At 68.6% G+C, this 19,366-nt stretch carries 16 protein-coding genes; 13 read left to right on the top strand and 3 right to left on the bottom strand.

Annotated features, from left to right (window positions below; genetic code table 11):
- Positions 1-554: 554 nt before the first annotated feature.
- A complete protein-coding gene (locus tag NHN26_RS14070) occupies positions 555-1,559 on the top strand; it encodes a hypothetical protein (protein ID WP_253090039.1) in 1,005 nt (334 codons plus the stop codon).
- Positions 1,560-1,694: 135 nt separating this feature from the next.
- Here the strand turns inward: NHN26_RS14070 and epmA are convergent, their stop codons facing one another.
- The gene (epmA, locus tag NHN26_RS14075; RefSeq protein WP_253090040.1) at positions 1,695-2,732 is read right to left on the bottom strand and encodes an EF-P lysine aminoacylase EpmA; all 1,038 of its coding nucleotides are present in this window, start codon (positions 2,730-2,732) and stop codon (positions 1,695-1,697) included.
- Between the two features lie 101 nt (positions 2,733-2,833).
- Between epmA and efp the strand changes: the two genes are divergently transcribed.
- On the top strand, positions 2,834-3,400 hold the full coding sequence (gene efp, locus NHN26_RS14080) for an elongation factor P (RefSeq protein ID WP_253090041.1): 567 nt from the start codon (positions 2,834-2,836) through the stop codon (positions 3,398-3,400).
- Here efp and NHN26_RS14085 read toward each other — a convergent pair.
- Entirely contained in the window at positions 3,376-4,395 is a 1,020-nt protein-coding gene (locus tag NHN26_RS14085) for a GlxA family transcriptional regulator (protein WP_253090042.1), read from the bottom strand. The two genes, efp and NHN26_RS14085, sit on opposite strands and share 25 nt — an antisense overlap.
- A 101-nt stretch (positions 4,396-4,496) precedes the next feature.
- Between NHN26_RS14085 and NHN26_RS14090 the strand changes: the two genes are divergently transcribed.
- From NHN26_RS14090 to NHN26_RS14105, 4 genes are read left to right on the top strand one after another with little or no spacing between them, the layout of a single operon-like run.
- Positions 4,497-5,750, top strand: a complete 1,254-nt coding sequence (locus NHN26_RS14090) for a sarcosine oxidase subunit beta family protein (protein WP_253090043.1) — start codon at positions 4,497-4,499, stop codon at positions 5,748-5,750.
- 10 nt (positions 5,751-5,760) lie between these two features.
- Positions 5,761-6,060: a sarcosine oxidase subunit delta gene (locus NHN26_RS14095; protein WP_253090044.1), complete on the top strand. Its 300-nt coding sequence runs from the start codon at positions 5,761-5,763 to the stop codon at positions 6,058-6,060.
- A complete protein-coding gene (locus NHN26_RS14100) occupies positions 6,057-9,050 on the top strand; it encodes a sarcosine oxidase subunit alpha (RefSeq protein ID WP_253090045.1) in 2,994 nt (997 codons plus the stop codon). Before NHN26_RS14095 ends, NHN26_RS14100 begins: the two co-directional genes overlap by 4 nt.
- A 14-nt stretch (positions 9,051-9,064) precedes the next feature.
- Positions 9,065-9,571 (top strand): sarcosine oxidase subunit gamma, encoded by a 507-nt coding sequence (locus tag NHN26_RS14105; RefSeq protein WP_253090046.1) that lies wholly within the window; start codon positions 9,065-9,067, stop codon positions 9,569-9,571.
- 101 nt (positions 9,572-9,672) lie between these two features.
- Here the strand turns inward: NHN26_RS14105 and NHN26_RS14110 are convergent, their stop codons facing one another.
- On the bottom strand, positions 9,673-11,136 hold the full coding sequence (locus NHN26_RS14110; protein ID WP_253090047.1) for a metal-dependent hydrolase family protein: 1,464 nt from the start codon (positions 11,134-11,136) through the stop codon (positions 9,673-9,675).
- 333 nt (positions 11,137-11,469) lie between these two features.
- On the opposite strand from NHN26_RS14110, the gene NHN26_RS14115 reads away from it, so the two are divergent.
- The 7 genes from NHN26_RS14115 to NHN26_RS14145 are packed head-to-tail and all read left to right on the top strand — an operon-like array spanning position 11,470 to position 19,361.
- Positions 11,470-12,600: a transporter substrate-binding protein gene (locus tag NHN26_RS14115; protein ID WP_253090048.1), complete on the top strand. Its 1,131-nt coding sequence runs from the start codon at positions 11,470-11,472 to the stop codon at positions 12,598-12,600.
- Complete coding sequence (locus tag NHN26_RS14120; RefSeq protein ID WP_253090049.1) at positions 12,597-13,187, top strand: ANTAR domain-containing protein; 591 nt, start codon at positions 12,597-12,599, stop codon at positions 13,185-13,187. The genes NHN26_RS14115 and NHN26_RS14120 overlap by 4 nt, the downstream gene beginning before the upstream one ends.
- Complete coding sequence (locus NHN26_RS14125; protein WP_253090050.1) at positions 13,184-14,071, top strand: ABC transporter permease; 888 nt, start codon at positions 13,184-13,186, stop codon at positions 14,069-14,071. Before NHN26_RS14120 ends, NHN26_RS14125 begins: the two co-directional genes overlap by 4 nt.
- Positions 14,071-14,991, top strand: a complete 921-nt coding sequence (locus NHN26_RS14130; RefSeq protein WP_253090051.1) for an ABC transporter permease — start codon at positions 14,071-14,073, stop codon at positions 14,989-14,991. The genes NHN26_RS14125 and NHN26_RS14130 overlap by 1 nt, the downstream gene beginning before the upstream one ends.
- Positions 14,992-15,011: 20 nt before the next feature.
- Positions 15,012-16,637, top strand: coding sequence for an ABC transporter substrate-binding protein (locus NHN26_RS14135; protein WP_253090052.1), 1,626 nt, complete (start codon positions 15,012-15,014; stop codon positions 16,635-16,637).
- Positions 16,627-17,571 carry an acetamidase/formamidase family protein gene (locus NHN26_RS14140; protein ID WP_253090053.1) on the top strand — a complete coding sequence of 315 codons (945 nt, stop codon included), beginning with the start codon at positions 16,627-16,629 and terminating at the stop codon, positions 17,569-17,571. The genes NHN26_RS14135 and NHN26_RS14140 overlap by 11 nt, the downstream gene beginning before the upstream one ends.
- Positions 17,568-19,361 (top strand): ABC transporter ATP-binding protein, encoded by a 1,794-nt coding sequence (locus NHN26_RS14145; RefSeq protein WP_253090054.1) that lies wholly within the window; start codon positions 17,568-17,570, stop codon positions 19,359-19,361. Before NHN26_RS14140 ends, NHN26_RS14145 begins: the two co-directional genes overlap by 4 nt.
- Positions 19,362-19,366 lie beyond the last annotated feature (5 nt).

Below are 19,366 nucleotides of genomic sequence, written 5' to 3' on the forward strand. Positions count from 1 at the left end.
AAAAACCAAACGGTGCGCCATCCCTAAACAGCGCCACCCGCCAGCAATCATCCCCGATTGTCAAAACCCAGACCAGTCTCACAACCCGTCCAGACCACCAACGCCACCTCAGCGCCGCCGGTGAGGGAGGTATCTAGTCAGCACCGAAGAGAGTCGCAAGAGGTTTTTTTGCCGAGGGACAAAATTTCTGTCCCGACCATCCGGGGCAGGGGCAAACGCGCCGTCCGTGCGGCGGGATCGGGTTGTGACAGGCATGAGGCCGCCCGGGGTTCACCGGCAGCACGGACAACCCCGCCGTGGCAGGGCGATCCCTGTGGGCCCCGGTGTTTCAGGGACGCCTGTCGAAGGCCCGATTGGACCGCGCGGCGACGACCCCCGGGTCGTCGGTCATACACGGGCGTCCGTACGACCCGGAAGGAACAGGCCATCATTTGCCGGGCGGATCCCGCGCATGGTGCCTGCGTGACCTGCTCCGACGTCGCGCGCCGATCGTGCAGATTGACGGCCTCTCTTCGATCTGCCACGTCGCAAGCGCCATTTCCTGAGAGGCGATCATGAAGGACAAGCCGCTTGACCGGGCCGAACGGGCTCTGCTGACCGTCATCCGCGAGATCGACGACAAGCGCGGTGGGGTGGACCGCGACAGGCTCTCCGTCATGGCCCGGGGGCGCGGGCTGGAGGTTGCAAGACCGCTCGCCTCGCTGGTGGATCGCGGGCTGATCGAGGAAATTCATCGCCGCCCGCTCCTGCTGGCCCGGGTGTTCGGGGCGCGGCCTGCGCTGCTGTTCAGGCTGACGCCGTCCGGGCTGGCCGCCGCGGCGGAAACCGACCCGGCGGCCGAACCCGAAATGGGGGCGTCCGGGTCGATTGCGCCTGTCGTGGAGCCGCCTGCCGCCGGGATCGGCGAGCCTGAACCGGATCCGGCAGGCCCGGACCCCGTGGCGGCGCCGCCTGCCAACCCTCTGAAAACAGGGCATTCGCCCGTCGAGGACACCGCCCCGGCCAAGGCGGCGCGCGCGGTCGGGGGGCCTGCGCGGGCAGCGCGGCCGGATCGCAGGAATTTGGCGGCGTTTACCGAGGATCTGGGCGGGGCGCCGGTTTCCGCGGGGGGCGTGTCGCTGTCGCACGGGGTCGAGCCGGAGGTCATGGAGGGGCTGCGCGACGTGCTGGCGGGCCTCGGGATGGAGCTGACCTTTGCCGGTGAGGCGCTGGTCGGCGACCGGATTGCGCGCGGCGAGACGGCGGGCGAGGCGCTGAGCCAGGTCGTGCTCTTCGCCTTTGCCCATGCCGCCCGCGAGGACATGGCCTCCGGCGGCGCGCTGGCGGCGCTGGGTTTCGGGGAATATGCGGGCGAGGTGGCGGCGGAGCTGAAAAAACTCAATGCTGCCGGGCTGATAGACGCCGACCGGTGCGAGGCCGTGCTGTCCCGTATTGTCGTTCTGGCGGGGGATGACGCGGCGCGCGACCAGGTCGTCGCCGAGATCCTGGCCGATCCCGTCGGGGGTCTCCTGCCCCCTGCCCTGGTGCCGGAGGAGCTTCGCCCGGCGGGAGATTCCTGATCCGGGCGGGGCCGCGCAAAATCGGAAAACCGTCGGACTTTCATCGGACTTTCATCGGACTTCTGGCCCGACAGGGAACGACTGCGCGCGGCCCTTCCCGACCTTCGGACCCGGTAGGACCGCGCGGCGCGCGCCTCAGCCGGGCGGGGTCCAGAGGACATCCTCGATGCGCGGGGCGGCGGTGGCCAGCATGGCCAGCCGGTCGAATCCCAGCGCGATGCCCGAGGCGGGCGGCATCAGCGCCAGCGCGGCCAGGAAATCCTCGTCCAGCGGATAGCGTTCGCCGTAGACGCGCTGTTTCTCGTCCATCTCGGCGGCAAAACGGCGGCGCTGTTCGGCGGGGTCGGTCAGCTCGCCGAAGCCGTTGGCCAGTTCCACGCCGCAGGCATAGACCTCGAAGCGCTCGGCCTCGCGCGGGTCGTCGGGGCAGGTGCGGGCAAGGGCGGCCTCGGCGGCGGGGTAGCGGTCCAGGATGGTCACGCGGCCCATGCCCAGATGCGGCTCGACCCGGGCGACCAGGACGCGGCTGAGGATGTCGGACCAGGTGTCATCCCCGGCCAGCCCGATCCCGGCGCCCGTGGCCTGCGCCGCCAGAGCGTCGCGGTCGGTCGTGCCATCGGGCCGGATCGTGGCCAGCAGGTCGATCCCGGCATGGCGCGCGAAGGCTTCGGCGACCGAAAGCCGCTCATAGGGCTGGAACGGGTCGCAGTCGGCATCGCCGTGGCGAAGAAGGGTCGTGCCCGCCGCCTGGCAGGCCAGCCGCAGCATCGCGGCGGTATCGTCCATCAGGACGGCGTATTCCTCATGCGCGCGATACCATTCCAGCATGGTGAATTCGGGGCTGTGGCGCGGGCCGCTTTCGCGGTTGCGCCAGACATGGGCAAAGGCGGCGATCCGCGTCTCGCCCGCCGCCAGCAGTTTCTTCATCGCGAATTCGGGCGAGGTATGCAGATACATCCGCCGCGCCACCCCGTCATTGCCGATGGCGTCGGTCGCAAAGGCGTGCAGATGCGCCTCGTTTCCCGGGCTGACGGCCAGCGCGGCGGGGTCGACCTCGGTGAAGCCCTCCCCCTCCAGCCAGCCCCGGATCGCGGCCTGGATGCGGTTGCGGGCCAGCAGCGCGGGGCGGCGGTCGGCATGCCGGTCGGGGTGCCACCACGGGGTCTGGGTCACGATCTGCGCCTTTCGTCTGGAATTTCGCGCCAAGTTCGGCTAGGGGCCTGTCCGATCCGGCGCTTAACGCGCGCAACGCCTGTCCACAAGGAACCCGCCCAGTGAAAGTCATCGCCTCCTCGCTCCGCAAGGGCAATGTCGTCGAAAAGGATGGCCAGCTCTATGTCGTTCTCAAGGCCGAGAACTTCCACCCCGGCAAGGGCACGCCGACGACATCCGTCGACATGCGCCGGATCTCGGACGGGGTGAAGACCACCGAACGCTGGAAGACCACCGAGCAGGTGGAAAAGGCCAATGTCGACGAACGGGAATACGATTTCCTGTATGACGATGGCGAGGGCTATCATTTCATGAACCCCGAAACCTTCGATCAGGTCGTGGCCAGCCCCGACGTGATCGGCGATTCCGCGGCCTATCTGTCGCCGGGAATGCGGGTGTTCCTGCAGACCTTCGAGGACAACCCGATCGCGATCGAGCTGCCGCAGAAGATGGTGGTCGAGGTCATCGAGACCGAGCCGGTGGTCAAGGGGCAGACCGCGTCCTCCAGCTACAAGCCCGCGATGACCAATATCGGCGTCCGGGTGATGGTGCCGCCGCATATCGACGTGGGCACGCGGATCGTGATCAACACCGCCGACAATACCTATGTGGAGCGGTCGAGGGACTGAGCGGCCCCGCCCCTGCCCCGCCATGCGGCGGGGGTGACGCCCTCGGCCTGCCGGAAGGCCCGGATCAGGTGCGAGGCGTCGCAGAACCCGGTGGCGGCGGCGATCTGCGTCACGGAGCGGTCCGAGCGGTCGAGCAGAAGGCGCACCTGCGCCAGCCGCACCCGCAGGAAGGCGGCGTTGGGGGTCTGGTCCAGAGCCTCGCGGAAATGGCGTTCCAGCTTGCGGCGGCTGACGCCCAGGCGCGCCGCGACCTCGGCCACGCCGGGCGGGGCGTCAAGGTTCTGCTGGATGTGCAGCAGCGCCTTGCGCACCAGCGGATCGCGGGTCTTCAGGTCGAGCGGCAGGCCCGGCTGCGGATCGTCCCCGGCCCTTTCCTCGGGGATGATCATGATGCGCAGGCTTTTTTGCGCGGCGGCCCGACCGATATGGCGTTCGACCAGAAAGGCGGCCAGATGCGCCGAACTGGCCCCGCCCGAACAGGTCAGCCGGTCGCGATCCACCACGAATATGCGGTCGGAGACCGGCACCAGCCCGTCGAACTGTTCCAGGAAATCGTCATGGTGAAACCAGCTGACGCAGCAGCGATAGCCCTGCATCAGCCCGGCCCGGTGCAGCACGAAGGCGCCGGTGCACACGCCGACCAGCGGTATCCGTGCCTCGGCGGCGCGGCGCAGGAAGGCGGTATAGGCAGGCTCCAGCCGCTCGATCTCGTCGATCAGGCCGCCAACCACCACGATGTAATCGAAGCGCGCCGGATCGCCCAGGGCCTCGTCCGGGCCGATCGCGATGCCGCAGCTTGACCGGACGGGGTCCATCGTCGCCGACAGCACCTTCCAGCTGCAATGGATCGGGCGCGAGCGGTCGCCCTCGTCCGCGGCAAGGCGCAGCACGTCCACGAAATTCGCGAAGGCCGACAGCGTGAAGCGCCGCGCCAGAACGAAGCCCACGCGCAGGCGCGGGCGAAAGGGCGGCGCGGGGGCAAGGGGTCTGGCCATGACGCGATCATAATGCGGTTCTGACGCATTCCTACTGTGATTTCACGCCGGTTTCTGCGACGGTCGGCCATTGCGGAATGAGGCCCCCCGAGGAGTGCGCCATGACCCGTTTCTCTGCGATGTCGCTGTTGAAGAACGCGCTGACCGGCCAGAAGGGCTGGGGCGAGCAATGGCCCGACAGCCAGCCCAGGGCGGAATATGACGTGGTGATCGTCGGCGCGGGCGGGCACGGGCTGGGGGCGGCCTATTACCTGGCCAAGGAACACGGCATCACCAATGTCGCGGTGATCGACAAGGGCTGGCTGGGCGGCGGCAACACGGGCCGGAATACCACGATCATCCGGTCGAACTACCTCTATGACGAAAGCGCGCGGCTTTACGATCACGCGGTGGACCTGTGGGAGGGGCTGAGCCAGGAGCTGAACTACAACGTCATGTTCTCGCGCCGGGGCGTGATGATGCTGGCGCATAATGTCCATGACATCCACAGCTTCCAGCGCCACATCCATGCCAACCGGCTGAACGGGGTGGACAATGCTTGGCTGACACCGGGCGAGGCCAAGGTGTTCTGTCCGCCGCTGAACATCTCGCCCAAGGCGCGTTATCCGGTGCTGGGGGCGGCGTTGCAGATGCGGGCGGGCACGGCGCGGCATGACGCGGTGGCCTGGGGCTATGCGCGGGCGGCGGCGGCGCGCGGCGTGGACATCATCCAGAACTGCCCGGTGACCGCGATCCGGCGCGGGGCGGATGGCGCGGTCGAGGGGGTCGAGACCGCCCGCGGTTTCATCCGCGCGAAGAAGGTCGCGGTGTCGGCGGCGGGGCATACCAGCGTGCTGATGGACAGCGCAGGGATCCGCATGCCGCTGGAAAGCTATCCGTTGCAGGCGCTGGTCAGCGAGCCGGTCAAGCCCTGTTTCCCCTGCGTGGTGATGTCGAACACGGTGCATGCCTATATCAGCCAGTCCGACAAGGGCGAGCTGGTGATCGGCTCGGGCACCGACCAGTATACGAGCTATTCCCAGAGGGGCGGCCTGCCGCTGATCGAGCATACGCTGGCCGCGATCTGCGAGGTGTTCCCGATCTTCAACCGGATGCGGATGCTGCGCAAATGGGGCGGCATCGTGGACGTGACGCCGGACCGCTCGCCCATCCTCGGCAAGCTGCCCGTGAAGGGGCTTTACGTCAATTGCGGCTGGGGCACTGGCGGGTTCAAGGCGACGCCGGGGGCGGGGCATCTGCTGGCCTGGACCGTGGCGAAGGACGCGCCGCACCCGATCAACGCGCCCTTCACGCTGGAGCGGTTCACCACCGGCCGGCTGATCGACGAGGCGGCGGCCGCGGCCGTCGCACATTGAGGACAGACCCATGCTGCTGATCCATTGCCCCTATTGCGACGAGACCCTGCCCGAGGCCGAGTTCGCCTATGCCGGCGAGGCCCATATCGCGCGCCCCGCCGATCCGATGGCGACCAGCGACGAGGAATGGCGCGATTTCCTGTTCATCCGCACCAATGCGAAGGGTCCGCATTACGAACGCTGGCGCCATGTCCATGGCTGCGGGCGCTTCTTCAACGCCATCCGCGACACGGTCAGCGACCGCTTTCTGATGACCTACAAGGCGGGCGAAGCGCGCCCCGCCCTGCCCGCCAAGGAGGGCGCCGAATGAGCCGCTATCGCATTCCGGGCAAGGGCCGCGTGGATCACGCCGCGCCGGTCCGGTTCAGCTTCGACGGGCGCAGCTATACCGGGCTGCGCGGGGATACCGTCGCCTCGGCGCTGCTGGCGAATGGCGTGCATCTGATGGGGCGGTCCTTCAAGTATCACCGCCCGCGCGGCGCCGTCACCGCCGGGTCGGAGGAGCCGAACGCGCTGATCGGCACGTCGCGCGGCAAGGGCCGGTTCGAGCCGAACACGCGCGCCACCATGCAGGAGCTGCGCGCGGGGCTGGTGGCGGAAAGCCAGAACAAGTGGCCGGGGCTGGGCTTCGATCTGGGTGCGGTCAATGACCTAGCATATCCGCTGTTCTCGGCGGGGTTCTATTACAAGACCTTCATGTGGCCGCGCGCCTTCTGGGACCGGGTCTACGAGCCGGTGATCCGCGCCGCCGCGGGGCTGGGCCGGGCGCCGAGCGAGCCTGATCCGGACCGCTATGCCTCGCGCTACCTGCATGCCGATCTGCTGGTGGTCGGCGCGGGGCCTGCGGGGCTGGCGGCGGCGCGCGCGGCGGCGCGCGCGGGGCTGCGGGTGACGCTGGTGGACGAACATGCCGAGATGGGCGGTGCGCTTCTGTCCGATCCGGGCGTGGTGATCGAGGGGCGCCCGGCCTGGGACTGGCTGGCGGCGACACTGGACGAACTGCGCGCGCTTGGCGTGCGGCTGATGTGCCGGACCACGGCCATCGGGTATTATCATCAGAACATGATCGGGCTGTGCGAGCGGGTGACCGACCATCTGGACAGCCCGCCCGAGAACGCGCCGCGCGAACGGCTGTGGCGGGTGCGGGCGGCGCGGGTGGTGCTGGCGCAGGGCGCGATCGAAAAGCCGCTGGTCTTTGACGGCAATGACCGGCCGGGCGTGATGCTGGCGGGGGCGGCGCAGACCTATCTGCACCGCTTTGGCGTGCTGGTGGGCAGGCGGGCGGCGGTCGTCACCGCGCATGACAGCGCGTATTTCGCGGCCTTCGACCTGGCCGATGCGGGGGTGCGGATCGCGGTTCTGGTGGACACGCGCGATGCCCCGCCCGCCGCGCTGCTGGACCAGGCGCGGAGGCGCGGGATCGAGGTGCTGGCAGGCCATAGCGTGACGGCGACGACAGGGCGGCTGCGCATCCGGTCGGTCCGGGTGAACCGGGTTCGGGACGGGCAGGTTGCGGGCGGGCGGGCCATTGCCTGTGACTGCCTGCTGATGTCGGGCGGCTGGACGCCCTCGCTGCACCTGTTCTCGCACACGAAGGGCAGCCTGATCTGGGACGAGGCGGCGCAGACCTATCTACCCGGCGAGACCATCGAGGATTGCCATGTGGCGGGCGCGGGCAAGGGGCTGTGGGGCTATGGCGCCGTGCTGGCCGATGGCGATGCCGCCGGGGTGGCCGCGGCCAGCGCGCTGGGGCGCGCGGCGGCCGGGGCGGCGCCCGCGGTGGCCCATGACCGCACGGGCAGCGGCGAGGCGCTGCGCGAATTGCCCAGCGACCTTGCCCCGAGCCTTGCCCGCGCCTTCGTCGATTTCCAGAACGACGTGACCGCCAAGGATATCCGCCTTGCCGTGCGCGAGGGGATGAAATCCATCGAGCATGTCAAGCGCTACACCACGACCGGCATGGCGACCGATCAGGGCAAGCTGTCGAACATCAACGGGCTGATGATCGCGGCCGACACGCTGGGCAAGGCACCGCCGCAGGTGGGGCTGACCACCTTCCGCCCGCCCTACACGCCCACGACATTCGGCGCGCTGGCGGGCTATCACCGGGGCAGCCATTTCGAACTGACGCGCAAGACCCCCATCGACCCCTGGGCCGAGGAACACGGCGCGGTGTTCGAGCCGGTCGCGCAATGGCGCCGCGCCTGGTATTTCCCTCGCCCGGGCGAGGACATGGAGGCGGCCGTGGCGCGGGAATGTCTGGCGACGCGGGCCTCGGTCGGGATCTTCGATGCCTCGACGCTGGGCAAGATCGAGGTGGCGGGCCCCGATGCGGTCGAGTTCATGAACCGCATGTATACCAACCCCTGGACCAAGCTGGCGCCGGGGCGGACGCGCTACGGCCTGCTGCTGGGCGAGGACGGGTTCATCCGTGACGATGGCGTGATCGGGCGCCTCGCGGACGATCTCTTCCATGTCACCACGACCACTGGCGGGGCGGCGCGGGTGCTGACGATGATGGAGGATTACCTTCAGACCGAATGGCCCGATCTGCGGGTCTGGCTGACCTCGACCACCGAACACTGGGCGGTCGCGGCGCTGAACGGGCCGAATGCGCGCAAGGTGCTGGAACCGCTGGTCGAGGGGCTGGATATCTCGGCCGACGCCTTCCCGCATATGTCGGTCGCCGAATGCCGTGTCGCGGGCATCCCCGCGCGGCTGTTCCGGCTGAGTTTCACGGGCGAGCTGGGCTTCGAGATCAACGTGCCCGCGCGGCATGGCGCGGATCTGTGGCGGGCGCTGATGGCGGCCGGTGCGCCCTTTGACATCTGCCCCTATGGCACCGAGACGATGCATGTCCTGCGCGCCGAAAAGGGCTTCATCATCGTGGGGCAGGACACCGACGGCACGGTGACGCCCGAGGATGCGGGGCTGGGCTGGGCCATCGGCAAGGCCAAGCCCGATTTCGTCGGCAAACGCTCGCTGTCCCGGCCCGACATGGTGGCGCCGGGGCGCAAGCAGCTGGTCGGGCTGCTGACCGAGGAGGACGACGTGAGGCTGGAGGAAGGCGCGCAGATCGTGGACGACCCCGATCAGCCGCTGCCGATGCGGATGGTGGGGCATGTGACGTCCTCCTACCGCTCGGCCACGCTGGGGCGGTCCATCGCCATGGCGCTGATCGAGAACGGCCATTCCCGCATCGGCGAGGTGGTCCATGTCCCGATGCCGGGGCGCACGCATCGCGCGCGGATCACCGGAACGGCGTTCTACGACCCCGATGGCGCCCGGCTGAAGCTGTGAAGAAAGGATATCCCATGCAAGTCACGGTCGAGGAACTGGCCCCGGTCGCGCGGTTTTCCCTGCGGGTGCGCGACAAGGGCGTCGCGGCGGTGGGCAAGGCGCTGGGGCTGACGCTGCCGGGCCGCATCGGCGAGCGCGCCGACAGGGGCGATCTGACCGCGCTCTGCCTTGGTCCCGACGAATGGGTTCTGACCGCGCCCGAGGACGCGCGCGACCGGATCGCCGCCGATCTGGCCGCGATCTATGCACGCGCGCCGCACAGCCTGACCGACATCTCGGATCGCGAGATCAGCCTGCGGATCGCGGGGCCAGCGGCGGCGACGCTTCTGTCCATCGGCTGCCCGCGCGATCTGGACCGGCTGGAGCCGGGGCGCGGGGTGCGCACGCTGTTCGACAGCGCGACCGTGGTGCTGTGGCGCGACGGCCCAGAGGCGTTCCGGATGGATGTCTGGCGCTCCTTCGTGCCGCATGTCCGCCCCTTGCTGGAGATCGGGCAAGAGGAACTTGCCGCCGGTCTGTGAGCGCGCGTGCCCGGAATCGCCGGGCGACGCCGGAAAGCGGGCCGCTCATGGTCGCGTCGATGCGTTTGCCGCCCGCGCCCCCTGCCCCGCCCGTTTCGCGATCAGGCCAGCGTATCCTTGACGATCCGCCCGCCCTTGAGGATCAGGCGCAGCGAGGTTTCGGGGGTTTCGAGCCAGGCGAGATCGGTTTCCGGATCGCCCTCGATCACCAGCAGATCGGCCAGCGCATCCTCGCGGATCACGCCCAGGGCCCCGGCATAGGGCGCGCGGTCGCCCGACAGGGCCAGCAGCGCGCCCGCCGCGCCGGTGGCCTTGTGCAGGGCTTCGAGCGGCGACATGAAGCGGGCGAACTTGGCCAGGTTGCGGCCCTGCAACGCGCCGCCCTGCGCGTTGAACAGGATGTCGGTGCCGAAGGCGACATTCACGCCATGCTTGCGCGCCAGATCGAAGGCGCGCACCGTGCCCTCGGCGACCTGCTGCTGCTTGGCGATCTGGCGGGGGTCGGTATAGGCGTTGGAATCCTCGTCGGCGAGGAAGGGCTGGATCGACCACCAGACGCCATTGTCGGCCATCATGCGCACGGTGTCCTCGTCTGCCAGCTGGCCGTGCTCGATGGATTTCACGCCGGCGGCGATGGCCCGCCGGATGCCGGTCGAGGTGTAGACATGGGCGCAGACATAGGTGCCCCAATCCTCGGCCGCCTCGACCGCGGCGCGCATCTCGCGTTCGGTATATTGCGTGGCGTCCAGCGGATCGTAAAGCGAGGCGACCCCGCCGCCCGCCATGATCTTGAGCTGGCTCGCCCCCTTCATCAGCTGTTCGCGCGCGGCGCGCAGGACCATGTCGGCGCCGTCGGCGATCTGCGCGACACCCTGCCGTTCGATGTAGTTCGCGGGCGTGTCGGGAAAGCGCGGCAACTCGTTCAGCAGGCGGAAATCGCCATGCCCGGCGGTCTGCGAGATCATCGCGCCCGAGGGGAAGATGCGCGGCCCGGCCACCACGCCGCGGTCGATCGCCATCTTCAGCCCGAAGGCGGGACCGCCGACATCGCGCACGGTGGTGAAGCCGCGCATCAGCGTGGCGCCCGCCTCGCGCCCGGCCATCAGGTGAACGAAGCCGATATCCTGCGTCAGCGCCACGATCTGGCTGACCGCGACCAGCGTCGCATGCCAATGCGCGTCGATCAGGCCGGGGATGACTGCGCGCCCGCCGCAGTCGATCCGCTCTGCCTCCTGCGGGCCCTGGCCGGTCGGCGGCAGGGCGGCGATCCGCTCGCCCGCGATCAGGATGTCGACGCCTTCGCGCAGCGCCAGCGTCTCGCCGTCGAAGAGGCGCAGATTGGTCAGCAGCAGCGGGCGGCCGGGCGTCTGGGCGCGGATCTCGCGCGGGGCGAGGCCGAAGCCCGCGAACATGCCCAGCACGGCCGCCGTGCCGCCGATCATCCGGCGCCGGGTGATGTCCGCCTCGATCCGGGCAAAGGCGGCCTGCGTCCCGGGCGCGCCGCAATGGCAGATATCGACGGGCGCGCGATCTGCCGGATCGGCAGAGTGACAGAGCTGGCACATGTTCGACCCTCCGGCGACCTTTTCGAGCTTGAAGCTATGCGTCCCGCCCCGCGAGTCAACGCAAGCGGAGACCGGCACCGCGGGGCGCGGGGGCGGTCGACGCGGCAAAAGGGCCATTCCCGGGCGCGACGCGCTGCCGCATGATTGATCAAGGCGCGCAAGAATCGGGCAGAATCGCTGACCTGGGGGGTCCGGCCGATTGTCCCGCTTGCCCGCATGTGGATCATGTGGTGAAGTCGGGGAAAGGTTTCTGGTCGGCAATCGGGCCCCGGCCCCCTGCGTGGGGGACTGGGGCTTTTTTCGTTCGGCCCGGCACGGAAAGGAACGGGTTCAGTGGCAACGGCACGGATCGGATTGCTCTTCTCGACGACCGGCCCCTATTCGGCGCTCGGCCGCAGCGCGCTTGACGGCGCGTTGATGGCGGTCGCCGAGGTCAATGCGCGCAATGGCCTGACGCTTGTGCCGGTCTGCGCGGATCCGCGGGGCGTTCCGGCGGATTACGAAAGGCTGGCGGCCGAGCTGCTGGGCCGGGGCGATCTGCGGCATATCGTGGGCGGCATCACGTCATGGTCGCGCAAGGACATGATCCCGGTGATGGAGCGGCATGGCGCGCTGCTGTGGTATCCCTGCCCCTATGAGGGGTTCGAGTGCAACGATCATGTCGTCTATCTCGGCGCCTGTCCGAACCAGCATCTGGTGCCGCTGATCGACCATGTGCTGCGCAAGGGGCATCGGCGGGCCTTTCTCGTCGGGTCGAACTATGTCTGGGGCTGGGAGACGCTGCGCGTCGCGCGGGAATGGTTCGCCGGTGGGCAGGGGGGCGAGGTCACGAGCGAACGCTATCTGCCGCTTGGCGATACCGATTGCGGGCATCTGATCGAGGAAATCGCGGCGCAGCAACCCGATCTGATCGTCAACAGCCTGATCGGGCCGTCGAGCCATGCCTTCATGCAGGCGCTGTCGCGGCTGGATCTGCCGGGGGGGCGGCCGCTGGTGATCAGCGCCAACCAGACCGAGGCCGATCTGGACATCCTGGGCCCTGCGGCGGACGGGATGCTGTCGATCGGGGCCTGGTTCGAGACGCTGGACGATCTGTCCACGGTCGCGTTCCGCAACCGCATCGCCGGGCATTACGGGGCGTCCTACCGCGCATCCTGCAACTTTGCCACGGCCTATACGGCGGTGCACCTGCTGGCCCGCGGGCTGGAGCGCGCCGGGCATGACGATCCGCGCGCGGTGTTCGAGGCGGTGGCGGGCAGCCCCGAGGACACGGTTCTGGGGCCGGTGACGATCGACCCGGTCACGCGCCACACCAGCCTGATCCCGCGCCTTGCCATGGCCGAGTCGGGGCGGTTCCGGATCGTGGACGACCCCAAGATCGCGCTGGCCCCGGACCCCTATCTTGCGCGGGTCCGCGCGCCCGTGCCGCCCCGTGCAACGCCAAATCTGAGGATCGTGTCATGACATCGCGACTTGATCTGAACTTTGCCGGCCGCCGCGCCGTCGTGCTGCACCCGGCCGAGAGCGTCCGGGCCGAACTGATCGCGCGTCTTGCCGCGCTGGGGGTGGAGGCGTCTGCCGACTGGCCCGCAAGCGCCGCGGTGAGCGCGGCGGATTTCCTGTTCGTCGACGTGGACATGGGCCATGACGACCAGATCCCGTGGGAACCGGGAACCGCGCCGATCCCGCTGATCGGGCTGGTGCGCTCGGAAAGCCCGGGGCGGCTGGCCTGGGCGCTGGGGCAGAATTGCGATGCCTTCCTGTCGCAGGCGGCGCTGGGGCTGGTCTACTCGACGCTGGTGATCGCCGCCGCCAAGTCGGCCGAGCGCCTGCGCGTGCGGCGCCGCGAGGCCGAAACCGCCCGCCGCGCCGGGATGCGCGACGTGCTGGTGCGGGCGGTGCTGGCGATCATGCAGGCCGAGGGCGTGGACGAGCTGGCCGCGCTCCGGCAGTTGCGGGCCTTTGCCATGGTCGAGCGGCTGGCGCTGGAGGATGCCGCGGCGCGTTACCTCAACGACCGGCGCGGCCGCCGGGCCGGGACGACGCGATGACCGACGCCACGGCCGCGACGCCGCCCCGGCGCCAGGGCTCGGTTCTGGTCGCGCTGTTGCGGCGGCCCCGGTCCGCCTTTGGACTTATCGTGATCCTGACGATGGTGGGCGCGGCGGTCTTCGCGCCCTGGCTGATGCCCTATGACCCGAACGACCAGATGTTCGACGGCCTCAGCCTGGAGGGCGCGCCGCTGCCACCATCGTCGGAATTCTGGCTGGGCACCGACCTGCTGGGGCGCGACCTGTTCTCGCGGCTGATCCTGGGCGCGCAGACCTCGCTGATCATCGGGGTGCTGGCCAACGGCATCGCGGTGCTGCTGGGCGCGACGGTGGGCATCACGGCGGGGTATTTCGGCGGCTGGATCGGCGGCATCCTGATGCGGTTTACCGACCTGATGATGGCCTTTCCCGCGCTGTTGCTGGCCATCGTGCTGGCCGCGATCTTCAAGCCCTCGCTGCTGATCGTGGCGATGGTGATCGCGATGGTGAACTGGGTCCAGATGGCCCGCGTGATCTATACCGAGACCCGCAGCCTGGCGCAGCGCGAGTTCATCGAGGTGCAGCGCGCGATGGGCTCGTCCACATTCCGCATCCTCGGCCGCCACATCCTGCCGCATCTGGTCTATTCGATCATCGTCTTCGGCACGCTGGGGATCTCGACCACCGTGCTGCTGGAGGCGACGCTCAGCTACCTGGGCGTCGGCGTGCAGCCGCCCACCCCGTCCTGGGGCAACATCATCTACGAGAACCAGACCTATTTCGCCAACGCACCCTGGCTGGTGTTCTTTCCCGGCCTTGCCATCGTGCTGCTGGCGCTGGCCTTCAACCTGTTGGGCGACGCGTTGCGCGACACGCTCGACCCGCGGCTGAAGGGGCGGCACTGATGTGGGCCTATGTCGTCCGCCGGCTGGGCGAGTCGCTGCTGATCCTGCTGGGGATCAGCGTGGTGACATTTGCCCTGCTCTACCTCGTGCCCGCCGATCCCGCGCGCCAGATCGCGGGCCGGTCCGCCACCGCCGAGACGGTGGCCAACATCCGAGCGCAACTGGGCCTCGATCAACCGTTCCACGTCCAGTATGTCCGCTATCTCGGCAACCTGCTGCAGGGCGATCTGGGCCGGTCCTACCTGCAGCGCACAGAGGTGTCGGAACTGATCGCCGCGCGGATGCCGGCCACGCTCCTGCTGATGGGTGCGGCCATCGTGGTGGAACTGATCCTCGGGCTGACCATCGGCGTCATTGCCGCGCTCCGGCGCAATTCGGCGCTGGACCAGTCGCTGATGGTGTTTTCCTTCGTCACCATCTCGGCGCCGCAATTCGTGGTGGGCATCCTGCTGCTCTATGTCTTCGCGGTGCAACTGAACTGGTTTCCCATCGGCGGCTACGGCACATTTGCCCATCTGGTGCTGCCCGCGATCACCATCGGGCTTCTGGGCACGGGCTGGTATTCGCGCATGATGCGCAGTTCCATGATCGACGTTCTGGCGCAGGATTTCGTGCGCACCGCGCGGGCCAAGGGGCTGGGCAAGCTGCGCATCATCCTGCGCCATGTCGCGCCCAACGCGATCCTGCCCGTCATCGCGATGATCGGCATCGACATCGGCCTCTTCATGTCAGGCATCGTCGTCGTCGAAAGCGTGTTCGGCTGGCCCGGTATCGGCCAGCTGGCCTGGCAGGCGATCCAGCGCGTGGACATTCCCATCATCATGGGGGTCACGCTGGTTTCGGCCTGTTTCATCGTGCTGGGCAACCTTCTGGCGGACCTGATCGCGCCGCTGGTGGACCCGCGGATCAAGCTCAAATAACCAACAGGAGAGGAAGACCCATGAAAAAGACGCTTGCCACAAGCATTCTGGCGCTGGGAACGGGTTTCGGCCCGGTTCAGGCGCAGGATTTCCTGGATGCCAAGCAGGGCGGCGCGATGATCGTCACCTACAAGGACGACGTCTCCACCCTTGATCCGGCCATCGGCTATGACTGGCAGAACTGGTCGATGATCAAGTCGCTGTTCGACGGGCTGATGGATTACGAGCCCGGCACCACCGAACTGAAAAAGGACCTGGCCGAGGATTACACCATCTCGGATGACGGGATGACCTATACCTTCACGCTGCGCCAGGGCGTCAAGTTCCACAATGGCCGCGAGATGACGGCCGAGGACGTGAAATATTCGCTGGACCGGGTGACCAATCCCGCGACGCAAAGCCCCGGCGCCGGCTTCTTCGGCTCGATCGAAGGCTATGACGCGATGGCCGCAGGCGAGGCCGACAGCCTGTCGGGCGTGACCGTGATCGACCCCTACACGGTCGAGATCAAGCTCTCGCGCCCCGACGCCACCTTCCTGCATGTGATGGCGATCAACTTCTCGTCCATCGTGCCGAAAGAGGTGGTCGAGCAATATGGCGAGGATTTCGGCAAGAACCCGGTCGGCACCGGCGCCTTCTATCTTGAAAACTGGACGCTGGGCCAGTCGCTGACATTCGCCCGCAATACCGACTACTGGAACGAGGGGCTGCCCAAGCTCGACAAGATCACCTTCGAGATCGGGCTGGAACCCATCGTGGCGCTTCTGCGGCTGCAACAGGGGCAGGCCGACATCCCCGGCGACGGCATCCCGCCCGCCAAGTTCCTCGAGGTGACGCAGGATCCGGCCTTCAAGGATCTGGTGATCGAGGGCGGGCAGTTGCATACCGGCTATATCACCATGAACGTCAACATGGCGCCCTTCGACAACGTCAAGGTGCGTCAGGCGGTGAACATGGCGATCAACAAGGACCGCGCCGTGCGCATCATCAACGGCCGCGCGGTGCCCGCCAACCAGCCGCTGCCGCCCACGATGCCGGGCTATGCGCCCGATTACGAGGGCTATGCCTACGACCCCGAGGCGGCCAAGGTGCTGCTGGCCGAGGCGGGCTTCCCCGACGGGTTCGAGACCGAGCTTTACGTCTTCAACACCGACCCGAACCCGCGCATCGCGCAAAGCTTCCAGCAGGATCTGGCGGCCATCGGCATCCGGGCGGAAATCCGCAGCCTCGCACAGGCCAACGTGATCGCCGCGGGCGGCGAGCCGGACCAGGCGCCGATGATCTGGTCGGGCGGCATGGCCTGGATCGCCGATTTCCCCGACCCGTCCAACTTCTACGGGCCGATCCTGGGCTGCGATGGCGCGGTGCAGGGCGGCTGGAACTGGTCGTGGTACTGCAACGAGGACCTGGACGCAGCGGCCAATGCCGCCGACGCGATGACCGACCCCGCCGAGGCCGAGGCTCGCGAGGCCGCCTGGCGCGACATCTACCTCAAGATCATGGAGGATGCGCCCTGGGTGCCGGTGTTCAACGAACAGCGCTTCACCATGCGCTCGGCCCGTCTGGGCGGCCCCGACGCGATCTTCGTCGATCCGGTCCATGTGCCGGTGAACTACGACTTCGTGTATTCGACCGATGTGCAATAACTGCAATCACACGATCCACGGTCGTCATCATCATTTCGGGTGGGATCGTTCGATCCCCCCCGTCGCCACCGTGGCGCCCGGGGAATCGGTGCATTTCGAATGCGTCGATGCCTCGGGCGGGCAACTCACGCAGGGCAGCAGCGCCGCCGATCTGGCCAGCCTGTCCTTCGAAAGGGTCAACCCGGTCACCGGCCCCGTCTATGTGGACGGGGCCAGACCGGGCGACGTGCTGAAGATCACCATCGACGGCTTCGCGCCGTCGGGCTGGGGCTGGACGGCGAACATCCCGGGCTTCGGGCTTCTGGCCGACCAGTTCCCCGAAGCGGCGCTGAACATCTGGTCCTATGATGCCGACACGCTGGCCCCCGCGCTTTACTGCGACGTGGCGCGCGTGCCGCTGAAACCCTTTGCCGGGACCATCGGCCTTGCCCCGGCCGAGGCGGGGCATCATTCCGTGGTGCCGCCAAGGCGGATGGGCGGCAACATGGACATCCGCGACCTTGCCGCGGGCACGACCCTTTACCTGCCCGTCGAGGTCGAAGGGGCGCTGTTTTCCATCGGCGACACCCACGCGGCCCAGGGCGATGGCGAGGTGTGCGGCACCGCGATCGAAAGCCCGATGAACGTCTCGCTGACGCTCGATCTCATCAAGGACCAGCCGCTGAAATTCCCGCGCTTCACCACGCCGGGGCCGGTGACGCGGCATCTGGATGCCAGCGGCTACGAGGTGACGACCGGCATCGGCCCCGACCTGATGACCGGGGCGCGCGACGCGCTGGCTGCCATGGTCGACCTGATCTGCGCGCAGCACAAGCTGTCGCCTGTTCAGGCCTACATGCTGTGTTCGGTCTGCGGCGACCTGCGGATCTCCGAGATCGTGGACATGCCGAACTGGGTTGTGTCCTTCTACCTGCCGCGGATCGTCTTCGAATGACCGCACAGGCCGCAACGCCCGGGCGCGGGGACGCGCCGCGCCCGGTCCTGACCGTCGAGGGGCTGACGATCCAGGTCGCCACCCCCGACGGCGCGCAGATCGTGGTCGAGGACCTGGGCTTCACCCTGAACCGGGGCGAGACGCTGTGCCTGGCGGGCGAATCCGGCTCGGGCAAGTCGATGACGGCGCTGGCGATCATGGGGCTTTTGCCCCAGCCCATGGCGCGGATCGCAAGGGGCTCGATCCGGCTGGCGGACGGCACCGAACTGGCCGGACGCAGCGAGCGCGATTTCCGCGACATCCGCGCCAACCGGATCTCCATGATCTTCCAGGAGCCGATGACCTCGCTCAACCCGGTGATGACGATCGGGCGGCAACTGACCGAGGTGCTTCTGGAACACCGCGCCTGCCCCCGCGCCGAGGCCCCTGCCCGCGCGCTGGACCTGCTGCGCGACGTGCAGATCACCGATGCCGAGCGGCGGCTGAAACAATATCCGCATGAATTGTCGGGCGGCATGCGCCAGCGCGTGATGATCGCCATCGCGCTGGCCTGCAACCCCGAGATCCTGATCGCCGATGAACCCACCACCGCGCTGGACGTGACCGTGCAGGCCGAGGTGCTGGAACTGATCCGGGCCTTGCAGCGCGAGCATGGCACCACCGTCCTGATGATTACCCATGACATGGGCGTGGTCGCCGAAATGGCCGACCGGGTGATCGTCATGCGCCACGGCCGCCAGGCAGAGGCCGCGCCGGTGCGCACGCTGTTTGCCGCGCCGCAGACCGCCTATGCCCGCGAATTGCTGGCCGCCGTGCCGCGCCTTGGCCAGGCGCCCGCCCGCCCCGTGCCCGACCGCACCCGCGACGTGGTGGACGTGGCCGACCTGAGCGTGCGGTTCCCGATGCGGGGCGGCGTGCTGAACCGCGTTCGGGCGCAGGTCCACGCGGTGGAAGGCGTCAGCTTCCGCGTCGCGCCGGGCGAGACGCTGGCGCTGGTGGGCGAATCCGGCTGCGGGAAGTCCACCATCGGCAAGGCGCTCTTGGGCCTCGTGCCGTGGGAGGGCAGCATCCGCATCGACGGGCGGCAGATGGCCGGGCTCTCGCCCAGGGGGCTGAAGCCGATCCGGCGCAACATCCAGATGGTGTTCCAGGACCCCGGCGCCTCGCTGGATGCGCGCATGACCGTGGGCCGGCAGGTGGCCGAGCCGCTTCTGGTGCATGGGCTCGCCACCGGCAGCGAATTGACCGACCGCGTCGCCTGGCTGTTCCGCCGCGTGGGCCTGACCCCCGACCAGATGGACCGCTACCCGCACGAGTTTTCCGGCGGACAGCGCCAGCGCATCTGCATCGCCCGCGCGCTGGCGCTGCGGCCCAAGGTCATCGTCGCCGACGAAAGCGTCTCGGCGCTGGACGTCTCGGTGCAGGCGCAGGTGCTGGAGCTTCTGCGCGAATTGCAGCAGGAGGAGGGGCTGGCCTACCTCTTCATCTCGCACGACATGGCGGTGATCGAACAGGTGGCCGACCGCGTGGCGGTGATGAACCTGGGCCAGATCGTCGAGACCGGAAGCCGCGAGCAGGTGCTGCGCGCGCCCGCGCATCCCTATACACGCCGCCTGCTGTCCGCCGTGCCGGTGCCCGACCCCGAGCATGTGCGCCCGCCTGTCCTTCCGCGCGAGGGCGAGGTCGGCTCGCCCGTCCGGCCGCTGGGCCAGCCCCCTGCGCGCAGCGAGATGCACGAAATCGCGCCCGGCCACTGGGTCGCGCGCCCCGCCCGGTCCCGCGCGGCCTGACCGCC

The organism is Rhodovulum tesquicola (assembly GCF_024128855.1).
Classification (GTDB): Bacteria; Pseudomonadota; Alphaproteobacteria; order Rhodobacterales; family Rhodobacteraceae; genus Rhodovulum; species Rhodovulum tesquicola.